This window comes from Paraburkholderia sp. HP33-1 (assembly GCF_021390595.1).
In the GTDB taxonomy this organism is placed as follows: domain Bacteria; phylum Pseudomonadota; class Gammaproteobacteria; order Burkholderiales; family Burkholderiaceae; genus Paraburkholderia.
This window is the reverse complement of record NZ_JAJEJR010000003.1, coordinates 204,000-221,812: the sequence shown is the minus strand read 5'-3', so window position 1 is coordinate 221,812 and position 17,813 is coordinate 204,000. Positions and strand designations below refer to the sequence as shown.

Below are 17,813 nucleotides of genomic sequence, written 5' to 3'. Positions count from 1 at the left end.
TGGGTGCGGACTTAGCCGCCGTACACGTCGAAGTCGAAGTACTTCTTCTCGATCTTCTTGTAGGTGCCGTCCTTGATCATGTCGGCGATCGCCTTGTCGACCTTCGTCTTCAGATCTGCGTCTTCCTTGCGCATGCCGATGCCGGCGCCGTTACCGAGGATCTTCGGATCGTCGATGTCCTTGCCGACGAACACGAAGCCCGCGCCGCGCGGCGTCTTCAGGAAGCCCTGGTCAGCCTGCACCGCGTCCTGCAGCGCTGCGTCCAGTCGTCCCGAGATCAGGTCGGTATAGACCTGGTCCTGGTTCTGGTACGGCACGACCTTCGTGCCCTTCGGCTCCCAGTAGGTCTTCGCGTAGGTTTCCTGGATGGTGCCCTGTTCGACGCCCACCGTCTTGCCCTTCAGCGAGTCGGCGCTCGGCAGGATGCCCGAGCCCTGCTTCGCGACGAGACGTGTCGGCGTGTTGAACAGCTTCGACGAGAAGGCGATCTGTTCGGCGCGTTGCGGCGTCATCGACATCGACGACAGCACGCCATCGAACTTCTTTGCCTTCAGCGCCGGGATCATGCCGTCGAAGTCCTGCTCGACCCACACGCACTTCGCGTTCAGACGGCGGCAGATTTCGTTGCCGAGGTCGACGTCGAAGCCGACCAGCTTGCCATCGGTCGCTTTCGATTCGAACGGCGCGTAGCTCGCATCCACGCCGAAGCGGACCGTGGACCAATCTTTGGCGAAGGCGCCGCTGGCAGCGAGCGCGAGGACGAGGGACAAGGCAAGTTTCTTCATAAAGTCTCCGGGATGGATGTCTAACGTGAAATCGAGAGCGGGGCGGCCAGGCCATGCTCCGATGTGCGATGTTGTATAGACAAATTATCCCGGGCGAGTAGCGAGCGGCAATCAGGGTTAGTGCCTACAGGGGTGTTGAGATGAAGGCGGAAATTGGAGTGAAAGCCTTTATGGACATACTTCGCAGGAAGATTGAAAGGGTGCGGATACAGTCAGGATTTTCGCGTATACCCGCGGTCTATACCGTGACCGGTATCTTGTCCATACAACTTAGTTGCGACGACGGTCGGCCCGAGCTACTGATGCGCAGGCGGCAGATACCTCATCTGCTCTTCGTCGTACAACGCATAGATGAGCTCGAGCATGCGCTGGATATCGGCCGATTCATCGAGCATGCGCATGCTCATGATGATCGGCGACACGAGATTCTGATCGTCGAGATCCTTGTACGCGACGTCGCCGCGCTGCAAGCCGTACACGCTGGCCGGCACGATCGAGATACCTTCGCCCGCGCCGACGAGGCCGAGCGCGATCTGCAACTCGCGCGTCTCGTAGAGCCGCTGCGGTTTCAGGCCGCGATCGTGAAACGCGGCGAGCACCTGGTCCGCGTAACTCGGCCGCGGCGCCTTCGGGAAGATGATCAGCGTTTCGCTCGTCAGCTCGTGCAGCGACAGCACCGGCTTCGCGTCGATCAGCGGATGGCCGAGCGGCAGCGCGACGATCATCCGTTCCTCGCGCAGCACGACGCGCCGGATGCTGGGGTCTTCGTGGCGAATGCGGCCGAAGCCGACGTCGATGCGGCCTTCCTTGAGCGCCTTGATCTGATCCATCGTCGACATCTCGTGCAGGCTCAGCTCGACCGTGCTGTTCTCGGTGCGAAAGCGGCGAATGATTTTCGGCAGCATGCCGTACAGCGTCGAGCCGACGAAGCCGACCGACAGACTGCGCTCGATCTTGCCGACGCGCCGCGTCATCGCCTCGATTTCCGACGTTTGCGCGAGCAGCTGGACTGCGTGCGAATAGAAGAAGCGGCCGGCCTCGGTCAGCTTCAGCGGCCGCGAGTTGCGCTCGAACAGCTGCACCCCGAGCATCTCTTCGAGCTGCTGGATCTGCCGGCTCAAGGGCGGCTGCGCAATGTGCAGACGAAGGGCGGCCTTGGTGACATTGCATTCCTCGGCGACGGCCACGAAGTAGCGCAGGTGGCGCAATTCCATAGAAATACCTTCTAAGTATCGTCGCGATACTAAATCAGTGTTGGACGATGCAAATGGCGGGCAACTATCCTTCAGTTACCGCAGACGCCCCGCAAATTATACCTCCCGAGCATTGACACCTCGGCCCGGTCTGAAGCGTCGGTCGGTCCCCACGGAGACTGCGCAGGCCAGCCCTCGCGCATGGGATCCAAGACCTAGAAAGAGTCCAGGAGCAGCAATGCGACATGCTGAAATCGAAACCCTGATGAAAGGGTTGTCCACCGATAGCCCACTTCCCGTGCCGAAGGTCGAGCGCCCGCGCGCCACGGACTGACGCCATACCAGAGGCGCACCGCCTCCTCTCCCCGACGTGAAAGACCAACCGGCCCCGGCCTCCCTGCAGGCAGGCCGCTCCCTATACGCGTGCGTCGCACGCATACCGACTGTCCGAATCAGGAGACACGCATGATTCCGATCTACCCGGATCACACTCCGCAACTGAAAAACATCGACGACTTTCTCGTGGAAGACCGCGAGCGCGGCGACTACCGCCTGCATCGCAGCGCCTTTACCGACGAGCGTCTGTTCGAACTCGAAATGCAGCACATTTTCGAGGGCAACTGGATCTACCTTGCGCACGAGAGCCAGATTCCGAACAACAACGATTACTTCACGACCTACATGGGCCGTCAGCCGGTCGTGATTGCGCGCAACCGTCAGGGCGAGCTGAACGCGTTCATCAATGCCTGTACGCACCGCGGCGCGATGCTGTGCCGCCACAAGCGCGGCAACAAGGCGACCTATACGTGCCCGTTCCACGGCTGGACCTTCAACAACAGCGGCAAGCTGCTGAAGGTCAAAGACCCCGCGGACGCGGGCTATCCCGACTGCTTCAACAAGGAAGGCTCGCACGACCTGAAGAAGCTCGCGCGCTTCGGCAACTATCGCGGCTTCCTGTTCGGCAGCCTCAGCGATGACGTGCCGCCGCTCGAGACCTTCCTCGGCGAGGCCGCGCGCATCATCGACATGATCGTCGACCAGTCGGAAGAGGGCCTCGAAGTGCTGCGCGGCTCGTCGACCTATACGTACGAAGGCAACTGGAAGCTGACCGCGGAAAACGGCGCGGACGGCTATCACGTGTCGGCCGTGCACTGGAATTACGCGGCGACGACCAACCATCGCAAGGAAGAGAACGCGCGCGAAGACAAGATCCGCGCGATGGATGCCGGTAGCTGGGGCCGTCAGGGCGGCGGCTTCTACGCGTTCGAGCACGGTCACATGCTGCTGTGGACGCGCTGGTCCAATCCCGAAGACCGCCCGAACTTCAGCCGACGTGAGGAATTCGCCGCGCGCTGCGGCGCCGAGCGCGCGGACTGGATGATCCAGAACTCGCGCAACCTGTGCCTCTATCCGAACGTTTACCTGATGGACCAGTTCGGCTCGCAGATTCGCGTGCTGCGGCCGCTGTCGGTCGACAAGACCGAGGTGACGATCTACTGCATCGCGCCGAAGGGCGAATCCGACGAAGCGCGCTCGCGCCGCATCCGCCAATACGAGGACTTCTTCAACGTGAGCGGGATGGCCACGCCAGATGATCTCGAGGAATTCCGCGCCTGCCAGTTGGGCTACGCGGGCCGCGCGGTCGAATGGAACGACATGTCCCGCGGTTCGAAGCACTGGATCGACGGCGCCGACGAAGCCGCGCAAAAGATCGGCCTGAACCCCGTGATGAGCGGCGTGAAGACCGAGGACGAAGGTCTCTACACGGTGCAGCACCGCTACTGGATCGACACGATGAAAAAGGCGTTGAACGCGCCGGGGAGCCGCGCATGAGCAACATCGCCATCACCGATATTCAGGCTTTCCTGTTCCGCGAAAGCCGTCTGCTCGACGACGAGCAGTGGGACGAGTGGCTGACCTGCTATCACCCGGACGCATCGTTCTGGATGCCGTCGTGGGACGACGAGGACAAGCTCGTCACCGATCCGCAGCGCGAGATCTCGCTGATCTACTACCCGAACCGCCAGGGTCTCGAAGACCGCGTGTTCCGTATCAAGACCGAGCGTTCGAGCGCGACGATGCCCGATACGCGCACGAGCCACAACGTCGCCAACGTCGAAGTGGAGAGCGAGGACAACGGCGTCTGCACGGTGCGCTTCAACTGGCACACGCTGAGCCATCGCTACAGGACGAACTACAGCTACTTCGGCATGTCGCGCTACGTGATCGACTTCAATGGCGCGCAGCCGCAAATCCTGAGCAAGTACGTCGTGCTGAAGAACGACTACATCAATCAGGTCATCGATATCTACCACATCTAGCCGGTGCGGTCGCAGGAGACAGGTCATGGAACACACTATTGCTCTTCAGTTCGAAGACGGCGTTACGCGCTTTATCAGCTGCCGCGAGAATGAAACGCTGTCGGATGCCGCGTACCGGCAGAAGATCAACATCCCGCTCGATTGCCGCGAAGGTGCGTGCGGCACGTGTCGCGGGCTGTGCGAATCGGGCGCGTACGAGATGCCCGAGTCGAGCTATGTCGAGGATGCGTTGACGCCCGAAGAAGCGAGCCAGGGCTATATCCTCGCGTGCCAGACGCGGCCGCGCTCGGATCTCGTGATTCGCGTGCAGGCGTCGTCGGCTGCATGCAAGACCGGTGTGTCGCGTTTCGAAGGCACGCTCGCGGCGGTTGAACGGCTGTCGGATTCGACGATTCATTTCTCGATCGACATCGACGGCGCGAGCGCGCCGAGCTTTCTCGCGGGTCAATACGTGAACGTCGAGATTCCGGGCGTGAGCGGCGAGAGCCGGTCGTATTCGTTCAGCTCGGCGCCGGGCGCGACGCGCGCGGCGTTCGTCGTGCGCAACGTGCCGGACGGCAAGATGAGCGGCTATCTGAGCCGGGACGCGCAAGCGGGTCAGCGCATCGGCTTCACGGGTCCATATGGCAGCTTCTATCTGCGCGATCCGCAGCGTCCTGTGCTGTTCCTCGCGGGCGGCACCGGCATCGCGCCGTTCCTGTCGATGCTCGACGTGCTGAAGGCGAGCGGCAACACGCAGCCGGTGCGGCTCGTGTACGGCGTGACCCACGACATCGATCTGGTCGCGCTCGAACAGATCGAAGAAGCGCAACGCACGCTGCCGGATTTCAGCTATCGCACTTGTGTCGTAGATGCCGCGAGCAATCACGAGCGCAAGGGCTATGTGACTGCGCACGTCGACAGCGAATGGCTGAACGACGGCGACGTCGATGTCTACCTGTGCGGCCCGGTCGCCATGGTCGAAGCGGTGCAGGGCTGGCTGCGCGACAGCAGCGTCGAGCCCGCGAACTTCTACTACGAAAAATTTTCGGCGAGCAACGTAGCATGACTTCGACCTTCATCGATCGCTTCAAGGGCAAGGTGCTCGTCGTGACTGGCGCGGGCCAGGGTATCGGCCGTGGCGTCGCGTTGCGCGCGGCGCGTGAGGGCGCGGCAGTGGTGCTGGTCGACCGCTCGCCGATCGTGCACGAGGTGGCCGAAGAGATTACGCGCGCAGGCGGCGACGCGCGCGCGTTTATCGCCGACCTGGAAACCTACGAGGGCGCGACCGCGATGACGGCGTTCGCGATCGATGCGTTCGGCCGCATCGACGCGCTCGTCAACAACGTTGGCGGCACGATCTGGGCAAAGCCGTACGAGGAGTACGAAGCGCAGCAGATCGAGGCAGAGGTGCGGCGTTCACTGTTCCCAACGCTGTGGTGCTGCCATGCGGTGTTGCCCGCGATGTTGAAGCGTGCGAGCGGGGCGATCGTCAACGTGTCGTCGATTGCGACGCGCAGCATTTATCGCGTGCCGTATGCGGCGTCGAAGGGCGGCGTCAACGCGCTGACCGCGAGCCTCGCGTTCGAGCATGCCGGGCACGGCATCCGCATCAACGCGGTCGCGACCGGCGGGACCGAGGCGCCGCCGCGCCGCGTGCCGCGCAATACGGCACCGCAAAGCGAGCAGGAAGCGGCGTGGTATCAGGGCATCGTCGATCAGACGATCGCGTCGAGCCTGATGCATCGCTACGGCACGATCGACGAACAGGTCGGCGCGATCCTGTTCCTCGCTTCCGACGAAGCGTCGTATATCACCGGTACCGTGCTGCCGGTTGGCGGCGGCGATCAGGGCTAACGGGCGGCGGGCCGCCTTGACCCACATCGACAATGAACCCCACCCCTAGCCAGGCGCCGAGCACGCGCGCCGTTGCGGCCGACTGGTCCGTGTCCGCCATCGTGGCCGGCTTTCTGGCCGTGCTGATTTCGTACGCGGGCCCGCTCGTGATCTTCTTCCAGGCGGCGCAAGCGGCACACATGCCCAACGAGATGGTCGCTTCGTGGGTATGGGGCATCTCGATCGGCGCGGCTGTCTCCGGCATCTTCACGAGCTGGAAGCTGAAAGTGCCCGTCGTCACCGCGTGGTCCGCGCCCGGCACCGCGCTGCTCCTCGGATTGTTTCCGGTGTTGACGTTGCATCAGGCGGTGGGCGCGTACCTCACCGCGGCCGTGATCATCCTGCTGATCGGCGTGTCGGGCTATTTCGACCGGCTGGTGCGCAGCATTCCGAAGGGCATCGCCTGCGGGATGATGGCCGGCATCCTGCTGCAGTTCGGCACGCACGCGTTCAAGGCGGCGTCGTCGATGCCCGCGTTGGCGTTCGGCATGATTGGCGCGTACATCGTGTTCCGGCGGCTGCTGCCGCGCTATTGCATCGTGCTGGTGCTGCTGACGGGCACGGCGCTCGCCATCGCGCTCGGCGCCGCGCATCTGGGCGCGCTACCGCTGCAGCTCACGCGGCCGATCTTCATCAAACCCGAATGGACGCTGAGTTCGACGCTGAGTCTTGCGTTGCCGCTCGTCGTCGTCAGTCTGACGGGGCAGTTCCTGCCGGGGATGGCGATTCTGCGCGTGTCCGGCTATCACACGCCGGCCCGGCCGATCATCACCGCAACGAGCATCGCGTCGATCGGCGTGGCGTTTTTCGGCGGTATCACAATCGTGATCGCCGCGATCACTGCGGCGCTATGCACCGGCAAGGATGCGCACGACGACCCGGACAAGCGCTATATCGCGGGCATTGCGAACGGCGTGTTCTATTTGATCGGCGGCACGTTCGCCGGCGCGATCGTCGCGCTGTTCAGGATGCTGCCGAAGGAGTTCGTCGCGATCCTGGCGGGCCTCGCATTGATCGGCGCGATCACCTCGAATGTGATGGGCGCGATCCAGGACGAGGACCATCGCGAGGCCTCGGTCATTACGTTTCTGGCAACCGCGTCGGGTATGACGTTCCTCGGACTCGGTTCCGCGTTCTGGGGCATCGTGATCGGCTCTTTCGCTTACCTCGTGCTGAACAAGGTGCGACGCGAGGTGCTCGCGAACCGATGACGAATCGATGACTTAAGGTTCTTCGAGCAATTCCGGGGAAAGGGACGGCTGCCGACCCGGAACGGTCCTTCCAGTTTGCCGATAGCGGCCGTTCAGCTACGGTAGCCAAAGCTGTTTCAGCTCTTTGGTCCGTTGTTCTGTCAAATCCTTTAGACACGACTGCACAGTCGCTTCGCGCATTGTTCCATGTTGAAAGATGCGATCCTGCACCTGACAGTCTGCGTCACGGAACCTGATCCATTCCCGTTGTGCAGCCACCAACGCTGCTCTCGCATCGGCTCGTTCGCTATCGGCACCTACCATGTTGAGCGCTGCTTGGTAAGCATCGTTCAACTGCGCGTCAGCCCGCACGAAATCTTCGTGCGCACAGACGGCAGCATCAACGCCCGATCCGTCATTGTGGCAAACAGGCTGCTGCGCATCGGCGATCATGGTGAAACTAGCGGCAGCGATACACACCAGCTTCCATAGCAAGCGGGTCTTCATTTGGGAGCTTCTGTTCCTTGATGATTATCGAACGGGGCACGCCGTTGATTCTGCCGAAAGCATACCGTTCCAGCGTCATTGTCATCGATGTAACTGCGACCGCTGACTGACCGTTGATGCCCGCTAGCTGATCCTTTCCCACACAAACTTCAGGCCTGCATCTCGGCCTATTACTCTGTTCTTTGGCGTAATGGCAATGCGCGTGGGGCTCTCGAAATGTATGTGACGGATCTGCTGCTGCACCAGATCAGGATCGGATGCGCCGTCAACGCTTGTAACAAGTTCCATTCCATCAAAGCTATACCTGCCGCTGTAGGCGGCGAATACCCTCTGAATATCTGTGGGCAGTGAGGAACTTCCATCAATCACAGCCACGATCATCCGTTCGGCCTCGAACATGACGACACCCATCGGGCATTTCCCCAGCGGGGGCGACAATTCGTGCCCCTCTTCATCGAAGGCAAATGCTTCGACCAACTTCCATGTTGTTCCAGATAGAGTTTGCATCTGATGTCCTCAGAAACGTCCACGAATTTGGCAAGATTTGGTTCGATTACTGGATCGGCTAACCGTCCAATGGCATTTGCAAGCCGAAGCTGACCGTCCGCTCGTGGCCGCACTGCGTCCCACAATCCGACGCGCCACTCATCTCGTCGCGAAATTTATTCATAAGGCATAAGTCGACCCACAAGGAACGGTCGCGTCTCCCCGAAGCGGCCGCTCGCGAACGAACAAACAACAACGCGGCCGGCAGTCGTGACGGCGGGCTTCCTCAACGCTCGGGACGAGAAAATATGTTGACGAGATTGCCGTCCGGGTCGCGCAGCAAAAGCGAACGATTGCCCCACGGCATCAATGTCGTCGGCATCACGATGTTTGTCCCGGACGCGTTCATCCGTTCGAACACCGCGTCAACGTCCTCCACTTCGAACTCCAGGATCGCCGATCGATTTGCAGCCGCAGTGGCAGCACCGACATTGAAAAGCTCGATCAGATGCTCAGACGATATCGCAAGCGTCGCTCCTCCGAATCGTATTTCTGCAAATCCATCTGCCGGACGTACAGCCTCGATACCGGAAAGCCTTTGATAAAACTCGACCAGACCGTCGGTATCCCGGGTAACAACGCGAACCGATGCTAACTTCATTTAGAGCTCCTCGCCAGGAAAGGAAGCTCAGTCTAATCGTCGATGCTGTCAGATTCTGGCAGTATTGTGCGGCTGGCGACGTGGTTCAGCCTGCGCCACTCACGAAGCAGTGTTAACCGCCTTTTCGGGTAGCGTTCTTTCAACTGCTCGACGCCAGAGATCCGGTCCGAACGGAAATTCCGAAAATCAGCTCGAAGCTCGCACCAACACATCAGGACTCGCGCCTGGTCGAAATACACCAAGGCAAAGGGCCAAACGACACGCTGCGACTGAAAACCGCTGGCGTCCACGTATGTAATATTGAGCTTATGCTCTGTTCGGACTGCGGCACGCAGAAGGTCAGGCGAGACTTTGTGGGCATGTCTCTTCAACGGCGCGCCGACTAGCAGCGAAGATTCCTCCAGTTCACGACGGAGTTCAGTGGGCAGTACGGCTGCTATCTTCGCGAGCGTACTCAGCGCACCGAACGATAGCGTCTTGTCGCAGCGATCGGCCACCCAGCGCATGCCAAGAATCAAGGCATCGAGTTCCTCTGAGCGGAACATCATGGGCGGCAGCATGAAACCCGGTTTCATAACGTAGCCAACGCCTGGCTCCCCTTCGATCATTGCACCTTGTGCCTGCAAACTGGCGATGTCGCGGTACAGCGTACGGATGCTCACGCCGAGCTCCTCGGCCAGGGCTTGACCACGCACGGGACGTCGATAACGACGTAATTCTTGCAGGAGATGAAGGAGACGTTCGGAGCGGGACATACGTGAATCCTGATATCGGCACTGAAGCAGATCGACGACGCTATCGGTTACTTCAAGTCGAATGCGATAGGTCGCGTCCAGCGAGACATTGCATTGTTGACGATCTATGCGGCTCTGTCGAACGTCTCAATATGGCCGACAGTCTGTCCGTAAGCGGTCTACCCGGAAATCCGCTGCGGATTCAACCGGTCAATGAGGCTCGTGAGGATCCCCCATTCAACGATTGTGAGCACTGCCATTCGTCGACGCCGGTTGCGAATACCCACAAAGCTTTCGCTCTCCTCACACGATTCCGGCGACAGTCGACACATTGTGTCAAGTACGGCGCGCACGTGATCGTTTCTGCGAAGGTTTTGGCTGTACGCGAATGGGGTCTCCGACTGATAGCGCTTCCAGCGGAGGTTTCCACCTTATTTCTGGGGCCGGATTCAGATCGTCCCTCGGTGGCCGTAAACCCCAAGGGTAATCGCTGACATGCAGGCTGTAGTCCTCCACGTCCCTGTCGACATGGTCTCCCCCCTTTGCCCACCTCGCATGAAACTGACTGTCAAGCTTCCCCTCGCCTTTGCCGCTGCACTCTTTCTGATGTTCGCCGGCGCGATGTACGGCCTCTACTCGATGCACCGTTCGCTTGACGACTATGACGAACTGGTGCGCGTCCACGTGGCAAATGAACGGATAGCCGCCACTATCCTCGTCAATTTCAAACTGCAAGTCCAGGAATGGAAAGACGTCCTGTTACGCGCCAAGGACCCGGCGAAGCTCGATAAGGGCTGGGCGGCCTTCGAGAAACAGGAGCGCCTCGTGGACGAGCAGACAAAAGCGTTGCTTTCATCGCTCGATGACAATGCCACCCGCGCGCTAGTCGAGCAGTTCGCTACCGCGCATGCGAGCATGGGCGGCGGCTATCGAAAGGGCCTTGAGGCGTTCAAAGCCGCGGATTTCGAGCCGACGGCAGGCGACCGGGCCGTGGCGGGCGTCGACCGCGAGCCGGCGCGTTTGCTCGGCCAGGCCGTCGAGCGGATCGCGGCGAAAACGGCCGCGATGTCCGCGCAAGCCGATAGCGACGCCCGCCGCGCCGGGACGATCAGTCTGCTGTCGATGATGGTGGCGTTCGCGGCAGGACTGGGCGGCGCGGTTGCCTTCAGCCGCACTATCACCCGGCCGCTTACCGCTGCGGTGGACGTAGCGCGCAGGGTGGCGCAAGGCGATCTGACCTCGCGAATACATGCGGTTCGTCCCGACGAGCTCGGTGCGCTGATGGGTGCACTTGCCGATATGCAGTCGAGCCTGTCGGGCGTTGTGAGCATAGTGCGCCGCAATGCGGACGGAGTCGCAACGGCAAGTTCGGAAATCGCAGCAGGCAATTTGAACCTGTCGGCCCGCACCGAGGAGCAGGCCGCGTCGCTGGAACAAACGGCGGCCAGCATGGAAGAATTGACGGGCACCGTGCGCCAGAACGCAGGCAATGCGAGCCTCGCCTCGTCGCTTGCTGAAAAGGCGTCCGACACTGCGACGCAGGGCGGTGCCGTGATGCGCAGTGTCGTCGAGACGATGGCTGGCATCAGCGAGAGTTCGTCGAAGGTCGGTGAGATTATCGCGGTAATCGAGGGGATCGCTTTTCAGACCAACATTCTCGCGCTGAACGCCGCCGTGGAGGCCGCTCGCGCAGGCGAACAGGGGAGAGGATTCGCGGTCGTCGCCGGCGAAGTACGTGCGCTCGCGCAGCGAAGCGCAACGGCAGCGAAGGAAGTGAAGGCGCTGATCAGCAAGTCATCGGAGCGCGTGGCGGCCGGTTCCGATCTCGTGCGAAGCGCTGGCGGGATCATCGACGACATCGTTGGTTCGGTACATCAGGTAAAGACGATCGTTGCGGATATCTCGGCAGCGTCGAACGAACAGAGTACCGGCATCGAGCAGGTGAATCACGCCGTCGTGCAAATGGACGAAGTGACGCAAAAGAACGCTGCGCTCGTCGAAGAAGCCTCCGCGGCGGCGCAGGCGATGACGGAACAGGCGCGTTCTCTGCGCGACGCCGTGGCCGTTTTCCGTACGGATTAGGCGCCGCATCAGCTCTCCGAAGCACCTGACTTAAGGCCGCGCCCCGAGCGCCTGATACAGCGCGGCGGTATCGGCATAGCGCTGTGCGGCGGCTTTCGTGCGATCGAGTCCGGTTTGCAACTCCTGCCGCTGCGTATCGAGCAACGTCAATTGACTGATGCCGCCCGCCGCATAGCGCTGACCGGCAATGCCGGCACTGCGTTGCGCGCTGCGCTGCGCGGCGTCGAGCGCCTGCAATGCGATGGCGTCCTGATCGAGCGCGCGCAGCGCGTCGGCGACCTGTTGCAATCCCTGCAGTACGGTTTGCTTGTAGACGGCGAGCGCCGCCTGGTAGGCCGCTTCGGACGAATGCTTGCGCGCGAGCAGTTCACCACCGTGAAAAAGCGGCTGCGTGAGACCCGCGCCGAAATTCCACACGTTGAAACCCGTCAGCACGTCGGACACATTGATGCGTTCGGTCGCCGCGTTGCCCGACAGCGTGATGCGCGGATACAGGTTCGCGGTCGCGACGCCGATGTTCGCGCTCGCCTGATGCAATAGCGCCTCGGACGCGCGGATGTCGGGCCGCTGCTGCGCGAGCGTCGACGGCAACGTCAGCGGCAAGTCGGCCGGCAGCACGAGCGTATCGAGGTCGAGCGCAGTGAGGTCGTGCGTGGCGGGCAACTCTGCCGGCGCACGTCCCAGATAGATCGCGAGTTGATGATCGGTCTGCGCGAGTTGCGTGCGTAACGGCGGTAACGTCGCGCGGGTTTGCTGAACGAGCGTGCGCTGGCTCAGCAGATCGACCTCGGAGATGCCGCCCGCCCGATAGCGGTGTTCGGTGATGTCGAGTTGCTGCATCTGGTTCGCGAGCAGCGCTTCGGTGAGTGCAATCTGCCGCGCCAGCGACGCGCGCCGGATCGCCGCCGTCACGACATTGCCGGCGAGCGTCAAACGCGCGGCCTCGAGTTCATATTGCTGATAGTCGACCTGCGCGGCCACCGCTTCGAGCGCGCGGCGATTCGCGCCGAACAGATCGAGCGTGTACGACACCGTGACCTGTGCGCTGTACAGCGTGAACGGCGCAAACGAGCGGCCCTGCGCGAGCTGACCGAAGCCGAGCGCCTCGGGATCGATTTTCTCGCGCGTGGTCGACAGGTTCGCATCGACTTGTGGCCACAGTGTGCCACCCGCCTGCGCGCGATAGTCCTGCTGCGCTTCGTCGAGTTTCGCGCGGGCTTGCGCGAGGGTCGGGCTATCGTCGAGCGCCTGTTGCACGAGCGCGTTCAGCACCGGCGAGCCGAACGCCCGCCACCAGCCGTCGCCGGGCACATCGGTCGGCACGAAGTGCTGCGCGGTGCCGCCGGGTCCCTCGGCGGTGACGGTGCGTGCCGGAAGCGGTGCGGCGGAATAGCTCGACGTGCTGGTCACGTCGGGACGATGGAAATCCGGGCCGACCGCACACGCGCACAATGTCGCGCTGGCGCCGAAAGTAGCGAGCCAGAACGCGGCGGACCGACAGGTCGCACTCCGAAAAACTACGGGAGGAACAGAACCCATTGCAAGCCTTCCTCAATCGAGCGTGCGTCGATAGAACTTCACGGCGACACCCATCACGACGCACAGAAAGACCAGCAGCGGCCACACATGCGGCCACATGTCGGCCCAGCCGACGCCTTTGAGCAGAATGCCGCGCACGAGCCGGTTGAAATAGGTCAGCGGCAACAGATTGCCGATGTATTGCGCCCATTTCGGCATACCCGCGAACGGGAACATGAAACCTGAGAGCAGGATATTCGGCAGAAAATAGAACATCGTCAGTTGCATGGCCTGCAACTGATTCTGTGCGAGCGACGAGAGCGTAATGCCGATCGTCAGATTGGCCGCGACGAACAATAGCGCTGACAGATACAGCGCGATCAGACTGCCTTCGAACGGCACGTTGAACACGAAGCGCGCGGCCGCGAGAATGATGCTTACCTGAACCAGCCCGATCGCCACGTAAGGCACGATCTTGCCGGTCATGACTTCGAGCGGCAGCACCGGCGTGGCGAGCAGATTTTCCATCGTGCCGCGCTCGCGTTCGCGCGTGATCGCGAGGCCCGTCATCATCACCATCGTCATCGTCAGGATCACGCCCATCAGGCCGGGCACCACGTTGTACTGGGTGAGGCTTTCGGGGTTGTAGAGCCGGTGCAATTGAACGTCGAAAGCGGCGGGGCCGACTGCGAGCGACGACAGCGGACCCGTGAGGTCCTTCTGCAACACCGACTGCGCGATCGACGGCAGCGCGCCCAGCGCGGTGCCCACCGCGGTGGGGTCCGTCGCGTCGGCTTCGACGAGCAGCGATGGACGCGCGCCCTTGGCCAGATCGCGCGTGAAGCCGACCGGGATATTCAGCACGAACAGCACCTTGCCCTGCGAGAGCGCGCGGCGGCCGGACTCTTCGTCGGGCAGCGTTGCGACGATGTCGAAGTAGTCTGAGTTGCGCATCGCCATCATGAAGCTGCGCGTGAATTCGCTGTGATCGGCGGCAATGACGGCGGTCGGCAGATGCTTCGGGTCGGTATTGATCGCAAAGCCGAACAGCGCCATCTGCATGATCGGCAGCACGATCATCATCGCGAACGTGATGCGGTCGCGCTTCAGTTGCAGAAACTCCTTGCGCACGATGCTCCACCAACGCATCAGCGAAAAGCGTGGGAGGCGGCGCGCGGAATTCATGATGCCTTGCCTGCGGCCGGGGTGGCGTAATTGTCGGTCGAGCGGTTCATCATGAAGATGAACACGTCCTCGAGGCCGGTTTCCTGTCTTTCGATCCGCAGCACCGGGTCCGAGTGAGCCAGCCGGTCGATCGTCGCGTGGAGTTCGGGCGTGTCGGGACCGCTCACGTGTAGCGACGAACCGAACGCCACCGTCTGCTCGACGCCGGGCGAGCGGCGCAGCCGGTCGCCGAGTTCGACGAGATTCTGGCCGTACACGGCCCACGTCACGAGCCCTTGCGAATCGATCACCTCTTTCGAGGTGCCTTGCGCGAGCAGCTTGCCGTAGGCGATGTAGGCGAGCTTGTGGCAGCGTTCCGCTTCGTCCATATAGTGCGTGCTGACGAGCACCGAGATGCCGCGCGCGGCGAGACGGTGCAACTCTTCCCAGAAGTCGCGGCGCGCGCTCGGGTCGACACCCGCGGTCGGTTCGTCGAGCAGCAGCAGTTCCGGCTCGTGCAGCATGCACGCGGCGAGCGCGAGACGCTGCTTCCATCCGCCCGACAACGCACCGGCCAGTTGCTTCGCGCGGCTTTGAAGACCAAGCTGTTCGAGCGCGCGGTCCACCGCTTCGCGGCGGTTCTTCATCTCGTAGATGCGTGCGACGAAGTCGAGGTTTTCGCGGATCGTCAGATCTTCCCAATAGGAAAAACGCTGCGTCATATAGCCGGTGCGCCGCTTGATCTGCGCGCTGTCATGCACGATGTCGTAGCCGAGACACGTGCCGCTGCCGGAGTCGGGCGTCAGCAAACCGCACATCATCCGGATGCAGGTGGTCTTGCCGCTGCCGTTCGGGCCGAGAAAGCCGAAAATCTCGCCGCGCTGCACGCGTAGCGTTACATCGTTGACCACGTGCTTCGTGCCGAAATGCTTGTTCAGCCCGTGCACGTCGATCGCGTACACGGGATGGTTCGCGTTGCCGGTGGTTTCGGGTGAACTCATTGCAGTGTGACCGTGACGGGTTGGCCGGGTCGCAGCTTCGGCGCATCGGCGACCTGGGGTCTGGCTTCGACCATGAACACGAGCTTCGCGCGGCTTTCGTTGCTGAAGATCACGGGCGGCGTGTACTCCGCCTGGTCCGAAATGAAGCTGAGCACGGCTGGCACATCGGCGGCGCAACCGTCGCAATGAATCGATACGCGACGGCCCGGCGCGAGCGAACCGACCACCCCTTGGGGCACGAAAAAGCGCACCTTGACGTTCTCCGGCGGCAGCATGCGTACGACGGGGCTGCCGGCCGGCACCCATTCGCCGCTGCGATACATCGTGTCGAACACGAGGCCCGCGTGCGGCGCGTGTACGCTTTTCTGATCGAGCTTCCATTGGGCCTGGCCGAGCTGGGCCTGCGCTGCATCGACCTGTGCCTGTTGCGCGCGGATCTGTTCGATCCGCCCCGGCAGACGCGAGACGGCGAGCTGGCTCTGCAGTTCGCGCACGTGTGCTGCGCTCGATAGCGCGTTCGCGCGCGAGTCGTCGAGCTGGCTTTGCGCGATGCCGCCCGCGCCGAACTGCTGTTCGTCGCGACGGAACTGGGTCGCGGCACGCGAGGCGTCGGCTTCGGCCTGCACGAGTTGCGCGCGCGTCACGTCGACCTCGGGGGGACGCTTGCCGGTTCCAAGATCGGCAAGCTGGGAGCGAGCCGCGCGCAGTTGCTCGTTGGCCTGTGCCACGGCCTCGGTCTCGTTCTGCGCTTCGAGCGCGAACAGCGGCGTGTCCTGCGCGACGGTCTGCCCGCGCGAGACCGCGAGCTCGGTCAACTGCCCAGCCTGCGAAGACGCGAGGTACAGGAACTCGCCTTCCACATAACCTTGCCACGTGTTCGCCGGTTGTTGCGAACAGCTCGCGAACGCGATACAGAGCGCGAGCAACGCGACACGCATGGATGAGCTGGCAGACGCATTCATGACGGTTTTCCTTTCGCGCGCCGTGCGGTGGACGTCGCCTTCACCTGCGCCGCCGCGGTCACGCTCATGCCCTGCGTGAGCAGCGCAACGACGTGGCGTTCGAGCGTCGCGCGATCGAACGAGGTGGTCGGATTCAGGCGCTGCCAGATCCTGGCGGTTGCCTGCGGCAGCATCACGAGCGCGAGCACCGAGTTGAACAGCAGCAATGGTTCGAGCTGCGCGTTCAACTGGCCCGACGCGCAGCCCCGCGCGATGTTCTGACCAAACGCGGCGAGCTTTTGCAGGGGGATACGCGCAAACGCGCGCTCGCGCAGCAGACCGCCTTCGTTGACGACCTCGCGCAGCCACAACGAAGGCAGCCACGGCATGGTTTCGGTGACGTCGAACATGCGCTTGACGATGCCTTGCGTCAGCGTGAGCGGATCGTCGTGTTCGGGATCGACCGGATCCCAGATCGCGCCGAACGCGGCGACGATCTTTTCCTCGAACAGGGCGTCGAGCAGCTTTTCGCGGGTCTGGAACCAGTAGTGCACCATCGCGGACGTCACCCCGCTCGCCGCCGCGATCTGCGCAACCGTCGTGTTGGCGATACCGCGCTCGGCGAACAACGCCACCGCGACGGCGAGCAGATGTTCGCGTGCGTCGAAGTCCTGCGCATGAGGACGGCGACCCATTCTGGAACGCGCGGCTTGGGGCATGTGCACCACACTAATTGACGAGTTAGTTAGTTTTAACTGATTGATATTAGGATATTTTCGGGTGTGGCGAAGCAGGGAAAACCCTGGCGGAAGCCGCTTCCGGTGCTCTCCTTGATCCGCATCAAGAGGACACGTAACGACGCAACACGTGGTTGTCGTTCGGCAGCCGTCTGACCGGGTAGTGGGCGAATAGGACCAAGGTCCAATTGCAACGCATCATTCGCAAGTCATCATGCTATTGGTAAGTGTGTCGGGATGTATTCACGTTGAGAATCAACAGGGAGAAACCGATGTCTGACGCCAATGCCACGCCCGCCGAACTGGAAAATCAGGTCCCTCAGACCGAAAGCGCTCCCCCAACCGAAGGGACTTCGAAACTACTCGAAAGGGCGCTGGAGCGCCTGCAAGGCGCCAGGAAAAAGGCCATGGATGTGCAGGTCGTGGTGGTCGAAACCAGCAAGAAGGCTGCCCACACTACCGACGACTACGTACACGAGCATCCGTGGGCATCCGTCGGGATAGCGGCCGGTGTCGGGCTGCTGGTAGGTCTGCTGATCAATCGCGATTGACGGGCGTCGAACTCGCGTAAACCCCATTTTGTCAGCGTCGGAAAAGGTACGACTGCGCGCGAATTGG

The 17,813-nt window shown here is 62.1% G+C and carries 18 protein-coding genes; 7 read left to right on the top strand and 11 right to left on the bottom strand.

Annotated features, from left to right (window positions below; all coding sequences use genetic code 11):
- Window positions 1-11 precede the first annotated feature (11 nt).
- Window positions 12-785: an ABC transporter substrate-binding protein gene (locus L0U81_RS28105; protein ID WP_233808349.1), complete on the bottom strand. Its 774-nt coding sequence runs from the start codon at window positions 783-785 to the stop codon at window positions 12-14.
- A gap of 296 nt (window positions 786-1,081) precedes the next feature.
- Entirely contained in the window at window positions 1,082-1,999 is a 918-nt protein-coding gene (locus L0U81_RS28100) for a LysR family transcriptional regulator (RefSeq protein ID WP_233808348.1), read from the bottom strand.
- 444 nt (window positions 2,000-2,443) lie between these two features.
- Here L0U81_RS28100 and benA point away from each other — a divergent pair, with 444 nt between their 5' ends.
- Genes benA through L0U81_RS28075 form a run of 5 tightly spaced genes read left to right on the top strand, consistent with a single transcriptional unit; the run spans window position 2,444 to window position 7,385 of the window.
- Window positions 2,444-3,811, top strand: a complete 1,368-nt coding sequence (gene benA / locus L0U81_RS28095) for a benzoate 1,2-dioxygenase large subunit (RefSeq protein ID WP_233808347.1) — start codon at window positions 2,444-2,446, stop codon at window positions 3,809-3,811.
- Window positions 3,808-4,299: a benzoate 1,2-dioxygenase small subunit gene (benB, locus tag L0U81_RS28090; RefSeq protein WP_233808345.1), complete on the top strand. Its 492-nt coding sequence runs from the start codon at window positions 3,808-3,810 to the stop codon at window positions 4,297-4,299. Before benA ends, benB begins: the two co-directional genes overlap by 4 nt.
- 25 nt (window positions 4,300-4,324) lie before the next feature.
- Window positions 4,325-5,347 (top strand): benzoate 1,2-dioxygenase electron transfer component BenC, encoded by a 1,023-nt coding sequence (gene benC, locus L0U81_RS28085; protein ID WP_233808343.1) that lies wholly within the window; start codon window positions 4,325-4,327, stop codon window positions 5,345-5,347.
- Window positions 5,344-6,135 (top strand): 1,6-dihydroxycyclohexa-2,4-diene-1-carboxylate dehydrogenase, encoded by a 792-nt coding sequence (locus tag L0U81_RS28080; protein WP_233808342.1) that lies wholly within the window; start codon window positions 5,344-5,346, stop codon window positions 6,133-6,135. Before benC ends, L0U81_RS28080 begins: the two co-directional genes overlap by 4 nt.
- 32 nt (window positions 6,136-6,167) lie before the next feature.
- On the top strand, window positions 6,168-7,385 hold the full coding sequence (locus L0U81_RS28075) for a benzoate/H(+) symporter BenE family transporter (RefSeq protein WP_233808341.1): 1,218 nt from the start codon (window positions 6,168-6,170) through the stop codon (window positions 7,383-7,385).
- Window positions 7,386-7,481: 96 nt separating this feature from the next.
- Here L0U81_RS28075 and L0U81_RS28070 read toward each other — a convergent pair whose 3' ends face one another.
- From L0U81_RS28070 to L0U81_RS28055, 4 genes are all read right to left on the bottom strand, one after another.
- The gene (locus tag L0U81_RS28070) at window positions 7,482-7,871 is read right to left on the bottom strand and encodes a lysozyme inhibitor LprI family protein (protein WP_233808340.1); all 390 of its coding nucleotides are present in this window, start codon (window positions 7,869-7,871) and stop codon (window positions 7,482-7,484) included.
- 123 nt (window positions 7,872-7,994) lie between these two features.
- The gene (locus tag L0U81_RS28065; protein WP_233808338.1) at window positions 7,995-8,378 is read right to left on the bottom strand and encodes a lipocalin-like domain-containing protein; all 384 of its coding nucleotides are present in this window, start codon (window positions 8,376-8,378) and stop codon (window positions 7,995-7,997) included.
- 265 nt (window positions 8,379-8,643) lie between these two features.
- Window positions 8,644-9,018 carry a VOC family protein gene (locus L0U81_RS28060; RefSeq protein ID WP_233808335.1) on the bottom strand — a complete coding sequence of 125 codons (375 nt, stop codon included), beginning with the start codon at window positions 9,016-9,018 and terminating at the stop codon, window positions 8,644-8,646.
- A 32-nt stretch (window positions 9,019-9,050) separates the two neighbouring features.
- Window positions 9,051-9,773, bottom strand: a complete 723-nt coding sequence (locus tag L0U81_RS28055) for a helix-turn-helix transcriptional regulator (protein ID WP_233808328.1) — start codon at window positions 9,771-9,773, stop codon at window positions 9,051-9,053.
- A gap of 534 nt (window positions 9,774-10,307) precedes the next feature.
- Between L0U81_RS28055 and L0U81_RS28050 the strand changes: the two genes are divergently transcribed.
- Window positions 10,308-11,834 carry a methyl-accepting chemotaxis protein gene (locus L0U81_RS28050; protein ID WP_233810027.1) on the top strand — a complete coding sequence of 509 codons (1,527 nt, stop codon included), beginning with the start codon at window positions 10,308-10,310 and terminating at the stop codon, window positions 11,832-11,834.
- Window positions 11,835-11,864: 30 nt separating this feature from the next.
- Here L0U81_RS28050 and L0U81_RS28045 read toward each other — a convergent pair whose 3' ends face one another.
- Genes L0U81_RS28045 through L0U81_RS28025 form a run of 5 tightly spaced genes read right to left on the bottom strand, consistent with a single transcriptional unit; the run spans window position 11,865 to window position 17,153 of the window.
- Window positions 11,865-13,373, bottom strand: coding sequence for an efflux transporter outer membrane subunit (locus L0U81_RS28045; protein WP_233808327.1), 1,509 nt, complete (start codon window positions 13,371-13,373; stop codon window positions 11,865-11,867).
- Between the two features lie 12 nt (window positions 13,374-13,385).
- Window positions 13,386-14,537, bottom strand: a complete 1,152-nt coding sequence (locus L0U81_RS28040) for an ABC transporter permease (RefSeq protein WP_326489871.1) — start codon at window positions 14,535-14,537, stop codon at window positions 13,386-13,388.
- On the bottom strand, window positions 14,534-15,517 hold the full coding sequence (locus tag L0U81_RS28035; protein WP_233808326.1) for an ABC transporter ATP-binding protein: 984 nt from the start codon (window positions 15,515-15,517) through the stop codon (window positions 14,534-14,536). The genes L0U81_RS28040 and L0U81_RS28035 overlap by 4 nt, the downstream gene beginning before the upstream one ends.
- Complete coding sequence (locus tag L0U81_RS28030) at window positions 15,514-16,479, bottom strand: HlyD family secretion protein (protein ID WP_233808323.1); 966 nt, start codon at window positions 16,477-16,479, stop codon at window positions 15,514-15,516. Before L0U81_RS28030 ends, L0U81_RS28035 begins: the two co-directional genes overlap by 4 nt.
- Window positions 16,476-17,153: a TetR/AcrR family transcriptional regulator gene (locus tag L0U81_RS28025; protein WP_233808321.1), complete on the bottom strand. Its 678-nt coding sequence runs from the start codon at window positions 17,151-17,153 to the stop codon at window positions 16,476-16,478. The genes L0U81_RS28030 and L0U81_RS28025 overlap by 4 nt, the downstream gene beginning before the upstream one ends.
- Before the next feature lie 314 nt (window positions 17,154-17,467).
- On the opposite strand from L0U81_RS28025, the gene L0U81_RS28020 reads away from it, so the two are divergent.
- Complete coding sequence (locus L0U81_RS28020) at window positions 17,468-17,746, top strand: DUF883 family protein (RefSeq protein ID WP_233808319.1); 279 nt, start codon at window positions 17,468-17,470, stop codon at window positions 17,744-17,746.
- The last annotated feature ends 67 nt before the right edge of the window (window positions 17,747-17,813 follow it).